Genomic DNA, 17,866 nt, shown 5'->3' with positions numbered 1-17,866 from the left:
TATTTATTGTTACTATTAAAAACAGCATCTTTTTCACCTAAAAAAACAGGTTTAAAAACCAGATAATAACTAAAGTTAATTAATAACAATTTGTATAAATTTTATAAAAATAAAATTCTAAAATAATTATTTATTGATATTATTTCTTCTAAAAATCAAAGAACACATCAAGATCAATTTTAATAAACTCTCTTTTTTTGATTCTAAAAAAGACTAGAAAATAATAATTTAAAATAGAAAATATTATTTATTGATATTGATCATCATCAAAATAGGTTTCTTTTTTACACCTAAAAGGTGAATTTATTGCTTTTTATCATATTAAGACCGTTTCATTTTATTAAGGGAAAATAAAATACATCAGCCTTGGTTAAGTTTTAGAAAAAAACATCAAAATAAAAGACAAAAATAGATTATCAATCTATGATGTGTTTTTTTATTTGCTTATAGTAAATACCGCTAAGAATAACCTGTATTACAGAATAATTAACTTAAGTAATATTTTATCTATAAAATGGTATTGTTAACTTAGCTTAACAAACACACAAGCGTGACATAGTTCAAATAATAAATGTAACAATGAAAATAAGCACACAAACCAATATAAGTTATTGAATTTATAATATTTTAAATATTAAATTAGTTATAAATACCAATGTTTAGTATAAATACCAGTATTTACGATTTTTTATATTAAGAATACTTAATTAAATACACCTTTCTACTAAGAGATCGGTATCATTTTAAGATTATCTTTTTATGTAACTATATAAATAAAGATATTTTTTATATAAATTTTTTAAGAGCAATCCTAAGAAACTAAGTTCTATTTTTTTTATCATTCAGTAAAAACCAATCAAATTAAGATTAGTTTAATAAAGATAATTTAAAATAGCGGAATCGCTTCACCTGTTCACAGAATAGCAAAAAGGCACTCTATCCTTCTTTACTTCTATGCTATCTTTATTAAGTGAATCAGGAGTATTCGACATAACGGGAAAAAGATGGATTTAGAACAATTAAAAAAAGAATTTCGTACCGGCAAGAAAATAAAGTTCGTTTACTTTTGGGGACACAAAAGTAAAGGTAATGACATCGCAAAAAGTTGCTTTAGCCAATGGTATCCAGCACCTTTTATATTAGATGAAGTACGTTATGCTAGCGCTGAGCACTATATGATGGCTGAAAAAGCAAGATTATTTAATGATATAGAAGTCAGAGAGCGCATAATTACCACCTCTAATCCAGGTTCAGCAAAAGCATTAGGTAGAGAAGTAAAAGGATTTGACCAAAACATTTGGGAACAACACCGTATGGATATTGTTATTCGTGCCAATATCGCTAAGTTTTCCCAAAATAAAGAACTCGGTAAATTTCTGATTTCAACAGGCAATCGTGTGCTTGTTGAGGCAAGCCCCGTTGATAAAATATGGGGAGTCGGTTTAAGTGAGCAAGATAACGAGATTAACAATCCTCTTCTTTGGAATGGATTAAATTTATTAGGTTTTGCTCTAATGAAAGTACGTAGTGTGTTGATTGAAGGTAGAAATCAATAGATAAAGAAAACTCAACTGTCACCAATCACTGTTCTTCTTTAACCTAGTGTATAAGCAGTAGAGATAACTTAAGTATTGACTGAAATAGAAATGGCCACGTAACGACAACCTTGTCGTTGCTATAAATAATATTTACAGAATAATTAAGAGACTGATATGTATTATGGTTTTGATATGGGCGGCACAAAAATTGAGCTTGCCGTTTTTGATAAAGATTTAACTCAAGTATGGCAAAAACGTGTTCCGACACCTAAAAATGACTATCAGGCATTATTGAATGTTTTTAAGGATCTGACTTTAGAAGCTGACAATGAATTAGGTTGTAAGGGAAAAGTGGGGGTGGGTGTTCCTGGTATTGTGAATGCTAAAGAAGGAACAGTGTTTACCACTAATGTTCCGGCAGCTAAATACAAACCTATGGTTCACGATCTCGCACATATACTCAATAGACCCGTTAAAGTCGAAAATGATGCTAACTGCTTTGCCTTATCGGAAGCTTGGGATCCTGAGTTTCGTCATCACCCTTCTGTATTAGGTCTTATATTAGGCACGGGAGTGGGGGGAGGATTTGTTATTGATGGCAAAGTATTGTCTGGCAAGAATGGGATTGCTGGTGAAATCGGTCATATGAATCTGAATGTAGATGCAGATAATGTGATCGGTGAAACGATGCCAAAAATTATTTGTGGCTGTGGTAAAAAAGCGTGTTTTGAAACCTATTTATCGGGCCGTGGTTTTGAACGCATGTATAAAGCCTTCAATAATACCCCACAAAGAGCGGTTGATATTGTTGAGCAATATTATGCAGGCGATGAAAAAACTCAAGAACATGTTGATCGCTATATGAAAGTACTTGCGATTTACCTTAGCAATATTCTTACTGTACTTGACCCTCATTTGATTGTTATTGGTGGTGGGTTATCACAATTTAACGCACTGTATGAGCTATTACCTAAATATCTCTCACACTGTGTTTACGGCAATGCACAAATTCCAGTAATAGAAAAAGCACGTCATGGTGATGCAGGTGGCGCTCGTGGAGCGGCTTGCCTTAATTTATTAGACTGATAAATAAAAAAGAGCCTTTCTTCTTTTTTTCTTAAAGGCTCTTCTATTTATAGCTTATAGTGTTTTATCAGAGCCATCACATTATTAAGGCTATCGGTATGGATAAGATTTGGTTTAAAAAAAGACTCACCTTTCTTGGTGGATTAACTATCATATTAGTCTTACTTCAACTTATTAACTCACTACTCCCCATCTCTCTTCTTCAATGGGGCATTATTCCAAGAACAGGTGAAGGTTTAATTGGTATTTTTATCGCGCCTTTCATTCATGGATCTTGGTCTCATCTATTTAGTAATCTACTCCCACTTCTTATTCTTAGTTTTTTATCCATGACCCAATCTCTACGAGAATATGTGTTATCTAGTATATTTATCATTATTGTAAGCGGTTTATTAGTTTGGATTTTTGGACGAAGCGCTGTTCACGTTGGTGCAAGTGGATGGATTTTTGGGTTGTGGTCTTTGCTTATTGCTCACGCTTTTACTCGACGTAAAATCATCGATATCGTGATCGCACTCTTTGTTCTATTCTATTATGGATCAATGGCCTACGGATTAATCCCGGGACAATTAGGTGTATCAACAGAATCACATATTTCAGGTGTTGTTGCAGGGCTACTTTATGCATGGTGTGCAAGAAAGCTAATTCGCCGTAAAAGCCGAGTAGTAGAAGTGGCTAAATAGCCACTTCTTTATAAAACAGTTACTTATGACCAATTGGCAGTATTGTTCTGCCATACATCTCATTTAATACTTCAGCCATTGCAAGATAAAAAGCACTGGCACCACAAATAATCCCTTCAAAACCTGCAATTTTTAAAATCAGTGCATTGCCGGTGATATTTCCTATCGCCAGTAAAGCAAATAAAACTGTCAGACTTAAAAAGACAAACTGTAGCGCTCTATTGGCTTTTAACGTGCCAATGAACATGAAAAAGGTAAAAATTCCCCACAGTGCTAAAAACACACCTAAAAAGAGAGGTGTTGTTGGCTCGCTTAAGCCCATCACTGGTAATAACCAAATTCCTACCAATGTTATCCAAAAGAAGCCGTAAGAGGTAAATGCAGTGGCGCCAAAAGTGTTGCCTTTTTTGAACTCAAAAATTCCAGCAATAACTTGAGCGATCCCACCATAAAAAATTCCCATACTCATAATGACTGAGACAACTGGGAAAAAACCGGCATTATGTATGTTCAACAAAATCGTTGTCATACCAAAACCCATTAAACCTAATGGACCCGGATTGGCAATACGTTCGTTAGTCATAAAACCTAAAACCTCTAAAAATAATAGGGGAAAATTAAAAAAATTTTGAAAGCGCTGGATGATAAGAGGTAACACATCCAAAAACAATGATCCCAAAGGGTATATTTTTGAATAACTGCCAACACCGATCCTAAGGGGAAATAACTAGTAGATTTAACTTAGAGAAAAGAAGTATTTAGTGATAGATACTTATATCAACAAAAAGAACAAAGAAAAATAAAGGTCTATAATTTAAAGGTTAATATCAATCAGTTGATATATTAATACTTAAATTTACCTTAAAATGCGGTTTTATACATAGAAATGAAATAAAATCTAATACATTAATTAGTTGAATTATTAACCTATAAGCGAGCTTGTTATGAAAAAAATACTTGTATTATTAATCGGTAGTACTTTGGCTTTTGCATCTCAAGCAAGTACAACACATGAAGGTGGCTTTCAAGGATCTATTCAGACCCCCACAACAGAGCAAGGTGGATTTAAAGGCCCTTCTATTAGTGAAACAACCGTTGCTAAAGCAAAGGATCTTTCTGATGACACTTGGGTTATCTTAACGGGTAAAATTACCAAAAAAATTGGCGATGAGCTGTATGTTTTTGAAGATAGCACCGGCGGTATCAATGTAGATATTGATAATAAAAGATGGCGCGGACAAACAGTCACACCAGAAAATACTGTCAGAATTGAAGGTAAAATTGATAAAGAGTGGACAAGTACCGAGATCGACGTAAAACAAATTACTATTATCAAATAATTACCATCAAATAATTTGTCTTCAAATCAAATACAACCTGATTATGATAAAAGCTAATATATTGAAATATATTGGCTTTTTATTTTTCACTTTTTTATATTTTAGTTTAATCAATAAAATTGGATCCTTTATACAAATTTCTCCGCTTTAACCTCAGGTTAAGTTTAGGTTTATAGTTATTATCAGTTAAAGCACAGCTACTCTTCGCAAGAGGTGATTTAACTCATGAGATACCCTCATAGTCGTTTACATCCTAACTACTCTACGTTTACCCTGTTTTCTCCATTTTAAGCCTGCTATGCAGGCTTTTTTTCTACTTATATCAAGTCATATTCTCGAAAAAAATCAAAAAAAGATAAGCAAAGTATTATTTATACCTTTGTTTTCTATAAATATTTTTTTACAAAACTCTACGCGTTTATACCTTAATTAAATTGACCTTCCAGTAGGGGGAAAGATTATTGTTTCATCTATCAACTTAATGAAAGGAATAGACAATGAAAAAGTTATTACTACCTTCTATTATCGCTATCTCTGCTTTTACAAGCACAGCTTATGCTTCTAGTCATAATGTTGTTGAGGTTTATAAAACAGAGAGTTGCGGATGCTGTACTTTATGGGCTGATGGTGTAAAAGAAGCTGGCTTTAACGTTAAAGTAAATATCGTTTCAGAAACACAATTAATGGAAAAGTACCAACAAGCAGGTGTACCCAATAATTTATTAAGTTGCCACTTTGCGACTTATCAAGGTAAAGACTTAGTCGGACATATCCCGGTTGATAGCTTAAAAAATATCGACTTAGTGGATAAATCTAAATCGGGTATTGCGGTTGGGGGAATGCCTGCAGGAAGTTTAGGTATGTATGCCGGTGATTATAAAGAGCCTTACCAAGTTATCGCTTTTGATAAATCAGGTAATCAATCCCTATTTAAGTCTTACAACTAATTTTTTCTTACTTATTTTCTTAATTAGTTTTGTTCTTACTGTAGTGTTGTTTTAATAGCAATATATCTCTCCGATAGTGCTATTTTCCTCTGCCTGTTATCGATTACAGGCAGAGTTTTATTTTTGAATAGTAAATAATGTTGGCACAATAGGATTAGCGGGTGAAGGTTTTAAAAAAAATAGACAAATCAATCCTAAAACAACAAACCATGTTATTAAATGAAATCCATCTATAAAGGATGCAACATGAGACTCCCTTGTTATTAAAGCCATAACATCTTGAACGTTATCAATCCCATTTCCTAATAATTTTTGTTCTCCAGTTTGCACATACCCTCTTAATGACCCTTGGTGTGTATCATAAGATATTCTTAAATACGTATTCATTAAGGCTCCAGCTAGTGCTGGCATTAATACTCTTGCTATTGAAATATAAGCCCCAAGATGCAACGCTTCACTGGGTTTAATATTGGTCACAAATGAAGCAATTAAACCAATTAATAAAATACATTCCCCAATAGCTTGTATCACCATAAGCAAAAAGAAATCGTCTGATCTCCACTGATAAGTAATTTGATGACCAAGTAAACAAGAAACACCAATAATAGTCATTCCTATCATCATCACTAAACGAGGCTCTAGCCGACGTGCGATAATAATGGCTAAAGGACTACAAAGAAGATAGGTAATAAAACCAACATTGCTTATTTCTCCTATTTGTTGTGCTTTTAAGCCTGCAACAATACTCAAAAAAGAAGGCACAAATAATGAGTTGGGCAACATTAAAAAACCGTATAAACAAGCAATGACAAAACAGACCCTTAAATTATAATTTGTCAGCCAATTTAGATATCCAAAACTTTTGCTATAAGTTACCGCTCTAATAATAAAAGTCAGTATTAAAATAGCACTACCAAGTAAACAAGAAATAATCAGTCCTGAATCCCACCATCCAAGTAACTCACCTTGAACAACACTAATATATAATAGAGTTAAACCTAGGCATTTTAATGTCATTCCTCCCCAATCACTTTGTGCAAGTTGCTCCTTATTGATAGGTGAAATTGGCATTCCACGCCAAGCAAAAAAGATAATAGCTAACGAAAATAACATTGAAATCCAATAGAGCCAGCGCCAATTTAAGATCTCAAATATTGAACCTGAAATTCCTATTCCTGCATCCATTCCTACTGAAACACGTAGGCTATAAGCCGCCATAACGATTAACCAAACATTAGGGTTTAAACTTCTTAATGCCAAAGAAATTGTCATTGGCAAATAGACCCCCAAACAAAAACCAATCAAAAAATGCAGTATTAATAAAAAAGGTAGCCCAATAAAATCACCATAACTAGAGACAAAAATACAACAGACAAAAAGTAATAAGCTTGAACTAATTAATATTTTCTCAGCACCATAAATCACCATAAACCAAGGTACTAATGTCATACTGATTAACTGAGCAGAATTAATCGCCACGTTTAACCAAGATCCTTGGACTACATCTAGAGCAAAAATGCCTCGTAGATCAGCCAAAGAAATAGAAAACATACGAATAAATAACGTAGATAAAATAGCACCAAAAAAAACAGAAAATACGATAAATAAAGGTCTATTTTCTTGTGCGCCAGACAAGAAATTAAGCGTCACCATCAACCTCCTCTATAGATAAACTTTCTGTGTCTATTTTTATTTCGACAGACATGCCAGCACGCAATTTAGCGAATAATTTATTATTACTATCAAAAGTGATGTAAACAGGAATACGTTGAACAACTTTAGTGAAATTGCCACTTGCATTATCGGCAGGAATTAGTGCCGACTCACCACTACTTTGCGCACCAATATAACGAACTTTTCCTTGATATATTTCATTAGGAAAAGCATCTATCTTGATAGAAACAGTTTGTTCAGGAAGAATTTTTTTTATCTGTGTCTCTTTTAAATTCGCAATGATGTAAATATGATTTAGAGGAGTCAGTGTGACGATTTCTGTGCCAGGTGTAACTAAACTACCAAGATTGACTTTTATTTTATTTAACTGAGCATCAAAAGGGGCTTCTATTCTTGTATAAGTGAGTTCTGTTTCTGTTTGTTGATAACGTGTTTGGGCAATATTTTTTTCTGTTAGACGTATTTCTTCTTGAGCTTTAAGTAATACCAATGATTGTTTAGCTTGCTCCCATTCATTTTTAGCTGCGCTTTGTAATTTTATTAAACGTTGTAAATCAGATTGCGCATCAAGGTAATTTTGTTGAGTTATAGCCCCACTTCGAATTAAATCTTTTCGTAATAAAGGATTTCTTTTCGCTTGAGCGACATCAATAACTGTCGCTTCATAGCGATTATGTAAAGTTTCGATATTAAGTTCAGACGCTTTTATCTCTTCTTTTAAATTATTAAACTGTAATTGTGCTTTTTTAAACTCGGCAATAGCGGCCTTTTTACTAAGTAACTGTTCGTTATCATTAATAATAGCAATAACATCTCCTTGTTTAACAAACTGATAATCCTCCTTTTTTATTTCAGAAATAAACCCCGTCATTCTTGATTTTAATATTGTAGGGTCTGTTTTTATGTAGGCATTATCAGTGGTTTGATATCGTGCATCACTCCTCCATTTATCCCAATCTAACGTCGCAGTTGTAATCAATACAATAACTAAAATGACCGCAATCCAAGGAGTATAAGTCATTATAAATTGCATTATTTTTTCTTTTCTTGATGATGTATTTTTCATATTTCATTCCCAAATAACGATATTTCTACTCACTTAAACTGCAATCTAACATTGTTAGTCTATATAAACATGTTAAACTAACAATGTTAGATATAAAAGAGGGTAATGAGAATTATTTATGAAAACACCTAAAATTGAACGGCTAAAAGTAGTAGATACCGCCCTTGCATTACTAGAGACAGAAGGTATTGAAGGCTTAACAATGCGTAAACTAGCGGATGCTCTACAGATAAAAGCAGCCTCTCTCTATTGGCATTTTGATAACAAACAGACGTTAATTGAAGGGATTGCAGATAGAATAGTCAGCGATGTTGCCGTAAATTTTGAATTTCATAATGATTGGAAAAAAGATATAACACGCCTTTCTTATGATTTAAGAAACGCATTTTTACGTCATAGGGACGGTGCCAGAGTATTTGCAGGTACTTATGTCATTTCTGAAAATGTATTACGTATAAATAATACTTTTATTAATGCAATTATGCAGTCAGGTACTTCAGCTCAATTAGCCAGCAAAATGACAATGGCGTTACTTTATTTTATTTTAGGATGTTGTATAGAACAACAATCCGTCATGCTCATTGAAAAAGCAGAATTAATGGATAAAAGAGAGGCATTTGAGCAATTAGTCCAAGATAAATTTCCTCAAACTTGGCAAGCAAGAGAGGTTCTTTTTGCTGATGATTTTACAAGTCGCTTCGAATTTGGGTTAGAGCAATTATTGCTCGGTTTTCAACATCAAATTAATTAGAATTGAAAAAATAGCCGCTTATTATATGCGGCTATTTTATTTTCTTATTTTATAAATCAGACAGGGCCATAGTTAATAGCGGTTGCGATACCAATCGCCGCCATACCAATCACTGTCCAAATCATCAAGATAGGGAAAACAAATTTAACCCAACGAGTCCAAGGCACTTTTCCTACGGCCAATACTGCCATTAATACGCCAGATGTTGGTGTAATTATGTTAGTAAATCCATCGCCTAATTTAAGGATCAAGACACCAGTTTGGCGAGTGAGATCCAAGATATCTAAGATAGGTACCATAATAGGCATCACTATAGAAGCTTGTCCGGTTCCTGATGTTACCAATAAATTAAATAATAAATTAAAGAAATAAAGTAACTGCGCTCCCCAAAAGTGAGAGGTTTGCTGTAATGGAACGAGTGTGGCTTGAACAATAGAATCCAGTACTCGTCCTTCATCTAAAATAACAATTACAGCTCTTGCAATACCAACAACTAATGCACCATAAACTAAAGATTGAGCACCTTTCATAAAGGTTTTGATGTAGTCATTAGGGCTAATTTTAAACATCGCCGCTACCACAACACTCATCATAATAAAGATGGCAGATAAGTGTTCAATTCCCCACTTATATTCAAATGCACCGTATAAAAACAATCCGATAAATGCAATAAAGACAACAAGACTCAATTTTTGCATTAAAGAGAAAGTACCATCCATTGTTTGATCTTCATGAGCATCATAATCAGGATCATCAGTTGTAAGTCCATACATATAACTTTTAGTTGGGTTATTCGCGATACGTCTTGCATACCAAACAATATAAGCAATAGTGACTACAATCAAAATTGAGAATAATACAATCCTAAAAATTACACCTGAAAATAGAGGTACTTCAGCTAACGTTTGTGCTGTACCTAAAATAGTAGGATCTAAAACGCCGACTGCATTTCCTGCATAATATCCGAGGTAAACAACAGCGACTCCTGTTATGGCATCTAATTTCATCGAACGCGAAAGGGCTATTCCTATTGGAATAAAAGCAATAACCGCGTTGGCAGCCAATCCTAATGATGAAAGCATTCCAAAGATAAATGCAACAGTAATAATCAGTGCTTGGTAATTACCTTTTGTTTTGATAATTAACGCATTGATCCCTGAATCAATAGCACGAGTTCTATCATAAATAGCTATCGCACCACCAATCATAAAGATCAGGAAAATAATGCTCGCTGATTGCTTTAATCCCACAGGAATGGCGTAAAAAACATCCATTAATGAAGCTGGATTCTGGTCAACATAACCAAAACTTCCCGGTACAACACGATTTAGCCCATTTACTGTTTCGCGTTCGTAAGTGCCGGCAGGAATTAAATAAGTTGCAATAGCGGCTAAGATAACGATGCCAAAAATAATAATAAAAGCATCTGGCATAGCCCATTTTATTTTTTTATTCTTATCCATACATTCACCTTATTGAGACAAGCGCTTTAAAATATTGGCAAATAGCGCCGTTCTTTCGGTTAATGAAGGCAAATCAATATATTCTTTATCGCTGTGTTGATATCCCCCAATAGGGCCTAAACCATCTACACTAGGTGTGCCAACCCCTGCTGTAAACGAAGCATCAGAGCCACCACCTGTTGAAATATCTTCAATATCAAGACCAAGTAGACGAGCTTGCTCTTTTATGATGTCAATTAAAGCACCACTTTCAGGCGTTTTGACCATAGGAGGGCGATTAATACCACCATTAAGTGTAAGCTTAATACCTTCCAAGGCAGGCTTGCTACATACTTCCCTTACAAGTTTATCAATTTCAACACCTTGCTCATCGGTTGAAATACGAACATCAATTTCAGCACGCGCATTAGGTGCAACGGTATTGACTGATGTACCACCAGAAATCAATCCTACGTTGACAGAAAGCCCGTCATCATGGCGAGAAAGCGCATGTAACGCTTGAATTTTATAAGAGAGTTCTTGAATAGCACTAATTCCCGCTTCTGGTGCAATACCTGAGTGAGATGCTTTACCTTCAATTAAAAGCTCATAAGTGCCCACTCCACGACGCGCACTCACAATCGCCCCATTAGCTCGAGCAGGCTCCATCACTAAGGCATAGGATTTATTCTTGGCATACTGTTCAATCAGACCACGAGAAGTTTTTGAACCAATTTCTTCATCACAATTCAGGAAAATTTCAACATTTTTATAAGCACTATTGCCTGATTGCATCAGTGCATTGATCGCGTAATAAGTCAGAACATGACTGGCTTTCATATCAATAACGCCAGGGCCGTAAGCACGAGTACCTTCGATACTAAATGGACGCTCTGCCACTGTTCCTTTAGGGAAAACTGTATCAAGATGAGCAGCAATGAAAATTTGTGGATCTTTAGCTTCTTTATGCACTAAACGGTAATTATTCCCTAGTTTGTCATTTTTAAAAATTTCAACAACAAAACCGAGTTTTTCATAACGTTGGATAAGTAAATTAGCAACAGCATCAACGCCCTCTTTATCATAAGAGCCACTTTCTGTGTTCACTAATTCTTTTAAAAATTCAACCATTTCATTGTATTGTGAATTAATTGTGTTTTGCATTTCTCTTACCTCTTGTAATTATAATTTGCAGTTTTTCTTAGCTTGCTTTTGAGCTTTATTTCTCCTGAAATAACTCGCTTATAAACTGCAACAAAACGCTAAATAACAATCATTAGCGTTCATTTTTAATTTTCATTATTTACTAATAAATAAAGCAACCTTAAACTTTACATATATTTAATATGATTGCATCTATTTTTTAAAATCATAATAACAATTAATTAAACAACCAATAAAAGCAATATAAAGAAATATATTTTTTAAATAAGAGATCAGAGGAGATAAGAGAGTTAACCTGAATATTGCTTGACTGTTTTAATAAGAAACTAGAAAAATAAAACAAAATAAAACGTAAAAAAATCTCATTTTAAATCAAATTAATATAGATAAAATAAAATACCGATATAAGAAAAGATCCAATAAAAACAGAATACTCATAAAAATAAAAAATAGAATTATCAAAATAAACAGTAAATTACAACACCAATCTTAACTATTTTTTAAATTATAAAATATAATTTACTTTTATTATTAAATATTTTATTTCTAGAAAAGATAAATAAACGTTCTTATTTAATAAAAAGATTACTTGAATTATTTTTCTTTAAGTTAAGCGCTCCTCATTAATCATTATTAACGATAATTATTGTTGACGTTGTTGTTAATTAGCAGTGTTAGCCTTATTTAATAAATTTTTTTTATATCTAAAAACCTAGATATACGATAAATATAATAAAAAACCCAGTGTATCAGTTAAGATCTCACTGGGTTTAAGTATAAATAACAATAAATTATTTATAAAAAACTAATTTTTATTCAACCGTAACCGATTTTGCAAGATTACGAGGTTGGTCTACGTCTGTGCCTTTAATTAAAGCAACATGATAAGACAACAACTGTAATGGTACTGTATAGAAAATAGGTGCGATAAGTTCTTCAACATGAGGTAACGAAATTAACTTCATCGTTTCGTTTTCTTCAAAACCTGCATCTTGATCAGCAAACACATACAGTAAACCACCACGTGCTCGAACTTCTTCGATATTAGATTTTAATTTCTCTAATAATTCATTGTTTGGCGCGATGATGATAACAGGCATATCTGCATCAATTAATGCTAATGGGCCATGTTTTAATTCACCAGCAGCATACGCTTCTGCATGAATATAAGAGATCTCTTTTAGCTTTAATGCACCTTCTACTGCAATTGGGTATTGATCACCACGACCTAAGAATAAAGCATGGCTTTTTTCTGAGAAGTCTTCAGCTAATGCCTCAATTACTTTATCTTTCGATAACATGCTTTCAATACGGCTTGGCAATGCATGTAATGCTGTTGAAACTTCCTGTTCTAATGTCACGACACCTTTAATACGTCCCATATATGCCACCAGCATTAATAGAACGGTTAGCTGTGTTGTAAATGCTTTGGTTGATGCAACACCAATTTCAGCACCAGCTTTAGTCATTAAAACAAATTCAGACTCACGAACTAAAGAAGAGCCCGCAACGTTACAAATTGCTAAAGAAGATAAATAACCCAACTCTTTAGATAAACGTAACGCAGCTAACGTATCTGCGGTTTCACCTGATTGAGATAATGTGATCAGTAAGCTATTACGGCGAGTTGCTGGTTTGCGGTAGCGATATTCTGATGCAATTTCAACATCACAAGGAATACCTGCTAAAGATTCAAACCAATAACGAGAAACCATACCTGCGTTATAAGAAGTCCCGCAGGCTACAATTTGAATATGTTCAACTTTAGATAAGACCTCTTCAGCTTTAGGCCCTAACTCACTGAGATCGATAGTTTCTGATTTTAAACGACCTTCAAGGGTGTTTTTGATCGCCAGAGGTTGTTCATAGATCTCTTTTTGCATGTAGTGACGGTAAACACCTTTATCACCCGCATCGTATTGAACATTTGATTCAATCGTATCACGATTAACTTCATTGCCATTCACATCAAAAATATGAACGTGACGACGAGTAATTTCAACAATATCCCCTTCTTCAAGGTAGATAAAGCGACGGGTAACAGGTAATAGAGCCAATTGGTCAGAAGCAAGGAAGTTTTCACCTACACCAAGACCTACCACCAGCGGACTACCAGAACGAGCAGCCACTAATAACTCAGGTGTACGGCTATCCATAATAACGGTACCGTAAGCACCGCGTAATTGAGGAATAACGCGTTGTACAACTTCACGTAATGTACCACCTTGACGCTGTTCCCAGTTAACAAGGTGAGCAATTACTTCAGTGTCAGTTTGAGAGGCAAACTGATACCCTTTTTTAATTAATTCTGCTTTCAGTTCTTGGTAGTTTTCGATAATGCCATTATGTACAACCGCAATCGTACCTGATACATGAGGATGCGCATTATCTTCACAAGGTTCACCATGTGTTGCCCAACGTGTATGAGCAATACCTGTCCCACCAATCACTTGTGTCTTTTCTGCTTCATCAGCCAACATTTGTACTTTGCCAGCTTCACGCAGACGTGTCATTTTGCAATCATTATCCACAACCGCTAAACCCGCAGAATCATAACCGCGGTATTCTAAACGACGTAAGCCTTCAATTAAGATTTCAGCGATATCGCGTTGTGCAACTGCACCTACTATTCCACACATTGTGTTATTCCTAAAACTGTGCGTTTATTCGCACTTGGATGTCTTATACCTGATTGGTTTATTCCCCAAGCCATTGTAGAAAGCGGGGATATTTTTTGTTTTTAGAATAATAGCGTACAAGAAAAGGGCGCTAATTAAATATACGCCCTCCTCTTAAAATTATTGTTTTTTCTTCACTGGACGTTTCCATCCACTGATATGAGTTTGCTTAACTCGACTGATCACCAGTTCATTTTCATTCACGTTTTTAGTGAGTGTTGTTCCGGCACCAATAGTTGCACCATTGGCAACGGTCACTGGTGCAACTAATTGAGTATCTGAGCCAATAAAAACATCATCACCTATAATGGTTTTGAATTTATTCGCACCATCGTAGTTACAAGTGATAGTACCTGCACCAATATTAACGTTAGCACCTACTTCAGTATCACCTAAGTAAGTCAGATGACCAGCTTTAGAGCCAACACCTAAACTTGCTTTTTTCATCTCAACAAAATTACCAACGTGTGCTTTATCCGCTAATTTACTACCAGGGCGAAGACGTGCAAAAGGCCCAACAGTACACTCTTGTGCTAAGTTTGCATCCTCGATCACCGTATATGGGCTAATGATAGAATTATCACCAATCACACAGTTTTTCAGGACACAACCTGTACCAATTTCAACGTTATTCCCTAAAGTCACATCACCTTCAATAATCACGTTAGTATCAATCACGACATCTTTACCGTGAGTTAATGTGCCACGTAAATCAAAGCGCGCAGGATCAAGCAACATAACGCCTTCTAATAATAAACGTTCTGCTTGTTCTGTTTGGTAAATACGTTCTAATGTAGCCAGTTGTAAACGGTTATTCACGCCTTCCATTTCACTATGACGACGAGGATGAGCCGTTTCAATTTTACGACCTTCTTTATACGCTAATGCGATAATGTCAGTAATGTAATACTCTTTTTGTGCATTGTTATTATTGAGTTTACCTAACCAACGTTTTAAATCACCACCGTTCGCAACTAAAATACCCGTGTTGATTTCAGTAATTTTGAGTTGTTCTTCAGAAGCATCTTTTTGCTCGATAATGCCAGTTACTTCGCCATTTTCACGAACAATACGGCCATAACCCGTTGGGTTATCTAAAATAACCGTTAATAAGCCAATACCGCCTTCTGGTTTTACTTCAATTAAACGTTCTAACGTTTCTTTGGTGATAAGTGGAACATCACCATAGAGCATCAGGATATCTTCATCATCAGCAAAGAAAGGCGCAGCTTGTTGCATTGCGTGACCTGTTCCTAGTTGCTCTGCTTGTAGTACCCAATTAACAGGTTGTGAACCTAATTTTTCTTTCATTAGTTCACCACCATGCCCATAGACAAGGTGTGTTTGTTGAGCACCTAATGACTTGGCAGTATCAATCACATGTTGAACCATGGATTTACCCGCAAGTTTATGAAGAACTTTAGGTAACTGTGAATACATGCGGGTGCCTTTTCCCGCAGCAAGAATAACAACGCTTTTAGCTGAATTAGACATAATTAACCCGATAACTCCCGTAAAGAATGGCAAGTAAACCTGTTTATGCCAAATAATACTACATATTTCGTCACACAAAATATTTCATGACGCAAAAAAGCCAGTTAGCTAAGAACCAACTGGCTTTTTTATTCATAGACTGCCTATTTACATCAACGTCGAGTCAATTCGATTACACGTAGTTTTGCAATCGCTTTGGCTAATTCTGCTGATGCTTGAGCATAATCAACATCACCATGAGAGGATTGAATGTGTTCTTCAGCTTTACGCTTAGATTCCAACGCTTTCGCTTCATCCAAATCACGACCACGGATAGCTGTATCTGCCAGTACAATGACGCCAGTCGGCTGAACTTCGAGAATACCACCTGAAAGGTAGATAACCTCTTCTTCGCCCGATGTTTTTACGACACGTACCATGCCCGGTTTTATGGCAGTTAATAACGGGGTATGCTGCGGATAAATACCGAGCTCACCTTCGCTACCAGTTACCTGAATTCGTTTGACTTCGCCGTCATATAACTGCTTTTCAGCGCTGACAACTTTCAGGTGGAACGATGTATCGGCCATATCAACCTCCCGTCAGCCGTATTAAAGCTTCTTAGCTTTTTCTACTGCTTCTTCGATAGTACCAACCATGTAGAACGCCTGCTCTGGCAGGTGGTCATAATCACCGTTCAGAATACCTTTAAAGCCACGGATAGTGTCTTTCAGGGAAACGAACTTACCTGGTGAACCGGTAAATACTTCAGCAACGAAGAATGGCTGAGATAGGAAGCGCTGGATCTTACGCGCACGCGCAACAACCAGTTTATCTTCTTCTGACAGTTCATCCATACCTAAGATAGCGATGATGTCTTTCAGTTCCTGATAACGTTGCAGGATAGACTGAACACCACGAGCGACATCATAGTGCTCTTGGCCAACTACCAGTGGGTCTAACTGACGACTGGTTGAATCCAGTGGGTCAACCGCAGGGTAGATACCTAATGAAGCAATTTGACGGCTCAGTACAACGGTCGCATCTAAGTGAGCAAACGTTGTTGCTGGTGATGGGTCAGTTAAGTCATCCGCAGGTACGTATACAGCCTGTACAGAGGTGATTGAACCCGTTTTGGTTGAAGTGATACGTTCTTGCAGAACACCCATCTCTTCAGCCAATGTTGGCTGGTAACCTACCGCTGATGGCATACGACCTAACAGTGCTGATACTTCAGTACCTGCTAAGGTGTAACGATAGATGTTATCGACGAATAACAGTACGTCACGGCCTTCATCACGGAATTTTTCAGCCATAGTCAGACCAGTCAGTGCTACACGCAGACGGTTTCCTGGTGGCTCATTCATCTGACCATAAACTAACGATACTTTGTCAAGAACGTTAGAATCTGTCATTTCATGATAGAAGTCGTTACCCTCACGAGTACGCTCACCAACACCAGCAAATACAGAGTAACCTGAGTGCTCGATCGCAATGTTACGGATCAATTCCATCATGTTAACTGTTTTACCAACACCCGCACCACCGAACAGACCTACTTTACCACCTTTAGCGAACGGACAGATTAAGTCCATTACTTTGATACCGGTTTCAAGCAGTTCTTGTGAGTTTGATAACTCTTCGTAGGTAGGTGCTTCACGGTGGATAGACCAACGCTCTTCAGTTGCAATATCACCTTTCATATCGATAGGTGTACCCAGAACGTTCATGATACGTCCCAGTGTTGCTTTACCTACTGGTACTTCAATTGGGTGGCCCAAGTTTTCAACTTTTAAGCCACGGCTTAAACCGTCTGATGTACCCATTGCGATACAACGAACGATACCACCGCCTAACTGTTGCTGAACTTCCAGCACCAGTTTTTCTTTACCATTCATAACCTCAAGAGCGTCGTATACTTTAGGGACGCTATCCTGAGGGAACTCGGCGTCCACTACGGCGCCGATTACCTGGACAATCTTTCCAGTAGCCATCTTGAATCCTCTACGTAATTCGTAAACCTA

15 protein-coding genes are annotated in these 17,866 nt (G+C 35.8%); 6 read left to right on the top strand and 9 right to left on the bottom strand.

Going from position 1 to position 17,866, the window contains the following annotated elements:
* Positions 1–1,004 precede the first annotated feature (1,004 nt).
* The 3 genes from GTH25_RS17840 (at position 1,005) to GTH25_RS17830 (ending at position 3,307) form a co-directional block, all read left to right on the top strand.
* Positions 1,005–1,556 carry a riboflavin biosynthesis intermediates N-glycosidase gene (locus GTH25_RS17840; protein ID WP_075674280.1) on the top strand — a complete coding sequence of 184 codons (552 nt, stop codon included), beginning with the start codon at positions 1,005–1,007 and terminating at the stop codon, positions 1,554–1,556.
* Between the two features lie 156 nt (positions 1,557–1,712).
* Positions 1,713–2,624 carry an N-acetylglucosamine kinase gene (gene nagK, locus GTH25_RS17835; RefSeq protein WP_075674279.1) on the top strand — a complete coding sequence of 304 codons (912 nt, stop codon included), beginning with the start codon at positions 1,713–1,715 and terminating at the stop codon, positions 2,622–2,624.
* A gap of 98 nt (positions 2,625–2,722) precedes the next feature.
* Positions 2,723–3,307 carry a rhomboid family intramembrane serine protease gene (locus GTH25_RS17830; RefSeq protein WP_075674278.1) on the top strand — a complete coding sequence of 195 codons (585 nt, stop codon included), beginning with the start codon at positions 2,723–2,725 and terminating at the stop codon, positions 3,305–3,307.
* Between the two features lie 19 nt (positions 3,308–3,326).
* On the opposite strand, the gene satP is transcribed toward GTH25_RS17830, so the two are convergent.
* On the bottom strand, positions 3,327–3,890 hold the full coding sequence (gene satP / locus GTH25_RS17825; protein ID WP_075674281.1) for an acetate uptake transporter: 564 nt from the start codon (positions 3,888–3,890) through the stop codon (positions 3,327–3,329).
* Positions 3,891–4,236: 346 nt separating this feature from the next.
* Between satP and GTH25_RS17820 the strand changes: the two genes are divergently transcribed.
* Together GTH25_RS17820 and GTH25_RS17815 are read left to right on the top strand one after the other, a co-directional pair.
* A complete protein-coding gene (locus GTH25_RS17820; RefSeq protein WP_075674277.1) occupies positions 4,237–4,647 on the top strand; it encodes a YgiW/YdeI family stress tolerance OB fold protein in 411 nt (136 codons plus the stop codon).
* Positions 4,648–5,144: 497 nt separating this feature from the next.
* Complete coding sequence (locus GTH25_RS17815) at positions 5,145–5,594, top strand: DUF411 domain-containing protein (RefSeq protein ID WP_099659555.1); 450 nt, start codon at positions 5,145–5,147, stop codon at positions 5,592–5,594.
* A 117-nt stretch (positions 5,595–5,711) separates the two neighbouring features.
* On the opposite strand, the gene GTH25_RS17810 is transcribed toward GTH25_RS17815, so the two are convergent.
* Together GTH25_RS17810 and GTH25_RS17805 are read right to left on the bottom strand one after the other, a co-directional pair.
* On the bottom strand, positions 5,712–7,247 hold the full coding sequence (locus GTH25_RS17810) for an MFS transporter (RefSeq protein WP_164530780.1): 1,536 nt from the start codon (positions 7,245–7,247) through the stop codon (positions 5,712–5,714).
* Positions 7,234–8,334, bottom strand: coding sequence for an HlyD family secretion protein (locus GTH25_RS17805; RefSeq protein ID WP_075674274.1), 1,101 nt, complete (start codon positions 8,332–8,334; stop codon positions 7,234–7,236). Before GTH25_RS17805 ends, GTH25_RS17810 begins: the two co-directional genes overlap by 14 nt.
* A 118-nt stretch (positions 8,335–8,452) precedes the next feature.
* On the opposite strand from GTH25_RS17805, the gene GTH25_RS17800 reads away from it, so the two are divergent.
* Positions 8,453–9,085: a TetR/AcrR family transcriptional regulator C-terminal domain-containing protein gene (locus GTH25_RS17800; RefSeq protein WP_075674273.1), complete on the top strand. Its 633-nt coding sequence runs from the start codon at positions 8,453–8,455 to the stop codon at positions 9,083–9,085.
* A 56-nt stretch (positions 9,086–9,141) separates the two neighbouring features.
* Here the strand turns inward: GTH25_RS17800 and GTH25_RS17795 are convergent, their stop codons facing one another.
* The 6 genes from GTH25_RS17795 to atpD form a co-directional block, all read right to left on the bottom strand.
* Positions 9,142–10,548 (bottom strand): YfcC family protein, encoded by a 1,407-nt coding sequence (locus GTH25_RS17795; RefSeq protein ID WP_075674272.1) that lies wholly within the window; start codon positions 10,546–10,548, stop codon positions 9,142–9,144.
* Between the two features lie 9 nt (positions 10,549–10,557).
* Positions 10,558–11,691, bottom strand: a complete 1,134-nt coding sequence (locus GTH25_RS17790) for a M20 family metallopeptidase (RefSeq protein ID WP_075674271.1) — start codon at positions 11,689–11,691, stop codon at positions 10,558–10,560.
* 812 nt (positions 11,692–12,503) lie between these two features.
* Positions 12,504–14,330: a glutamine--fructose-6-phosphate transaminase (isomerizing) gene (gene glmS / locus GTH25_RS17785; RefSeq protein WP_099659559.1), complete on the bottom strand. Its 1,827-nt coding sequence runs from the start codon at positions 14,328–14,330 to the stop codon at positions 12,504–12,506.
* A gap of 159 nt (positions 14,331–14,489) precedes the next feature.
* Positions 14,490–15,863 (bottom strand): bifunctional UDP-N-acetylglucosamine diphosphorylase/glucosamine-1-phosphate N-acetyltransferase GlmU, encoded by a 1,374-nt coding sequence (gene glmU / locus GTH25_RS17780; RefSeq protein WP_164530779.1) that lies wholly within the window; start codon positions 15,861–15,863, stop codon positions 14,490–14,492.
* Between the two features lie 152 nt (positions 15,864–16,015).
* On the bottom strand, positions 16,016–16,432 hold the full coding sequence (locus tag GTH25_RS17775) for a F0F1 ATP synthase subunit epsilon (RefSeq protein ID WP_006534340.1): 417 nt from the start codon (positions 16,430–16,432) through the stop codon (positions 16,016–16,018).
* A 21-nt stretch (positions 16,433–16,453) separates the two neighbouring features.
* Positions 16,454–17,836: a F0F1 ATP synthase subunit beta gene (gene atpD, locus GTH25_RS17770; RefSeq protein ID WP_023583323.1), complete on the bottom strand. Its 1,383-nt coding sequence runs from the start codon at positions 17,834–17,836 to the stop codon at positions 16,454–16,456.
* Positions 17,837–17,866 lie beyond the last annotated feature (30 nt).

It is taken from the genome of Proteus terrae subsp. cibarius (assembly GCF_011045835.1).
GTDB lineage: Bacteria > Pseudomonadota > Gammaproteobacteria > Enterobacterales > Enterobacteriaceae > Proteus > Proteus cibarius.
The sequence above is the reverse complement of the archived record's forward strand: the minus strand, read 5'-3'. Positions and strand labels throughout refer to the sequence as shown.

Coding starts and splice junctions, on each gene's coding strand:
- GTH25_RS17840 (WP_075674280.1), top strand. CDS start 1,005: ATGGATTTAGAACAATTAAAAAAAGAATTTCGTACCGGCAAGAAAATA.
- nagK (WP_075674279.1), top strand. CDS start 1,713: ATGTATTATGGTTTTGATATGGGCGGCACAAAAATTGAGCTTGCCGTT.
- GTH25_RS17830 (WP_075674278.1), top strand. CDS start 2,723: ATGGATAAGATTTGGTTTAAAAAAAGACTCACCTTTCTTGGTGGATTA.
- satP (WP_075674281.1), bottom strand. CDS start 3,890: ATGACTAACGAACGTATTGCCAATCCGGGTCCATTAGGTTTAATGGGT.
- GTH25_RS17815 (WP_099659555.1), top strand. CDS start 5,145: ATGAAAAAGTTATTACTACCTTCTATTATCGCTATCTCTGCTTTTACA.
- GTH25_RS17810 (WP_164530780.1), bottom strand. CDS start 7,247: ATGGTGACGCTTAATTTCTTGTCTGGCGCACAAGAAAATAGACCTTTA.
- GTH25_RS17805 (WP_075674274.1), bottom strand. CDS start 8,334: ATGAAAAATACATCATCAAGAAAAGAAAAAATAATGCAATTTATAATG.
- GTH25_RS17800 (WP_075674273.1), top strand. CDS start 8,453: ATGAAAACACCTAAAATTGAACGGCTAAAAGTAGTAGATACCGCCCTT.
- GTH25_RS17795 (WP_075674272.1), bottom strand. CDS start 10,548: ATGGATAAGAATAAAAAAATAAAATGGGCTATGCCAGATGCTTTTATT.
- GTH25_RS17790 (WP_075674271.1), bottom strand. CDS start 11,691: ATGCAAAACACAATTAATTCACAATACAATGAAATGGTTGAATTTTTA.
- glmS (WP_099659559.1), bottom strand. CDS start 14,330: ATGTGTGGAATAGTAGGTGCAGTTGCACAACGCGATATCGCTGAAATC.
- glmU (WP_164530779.1), bottom strand. CDS start 15,863: ATGTCTAATTCAGCTAAAAGCGTTGTTATTCTTGCTGCGGGAAAAGGC.
- GTH25_RS17775 (WP_006534340.1), bottom strand. CDS start 16,432: ATGGCCGATACATCGTTCCACCTGAAAGTTGTCAGCGCTGAAAAGCAG.
- atpD (WP_023583323.1), bottom strand. CDS start 17,836: ATGGCTACTGGAAAGATTGTCCAGGTAATCGGCGCCGTAGTGGACGCC.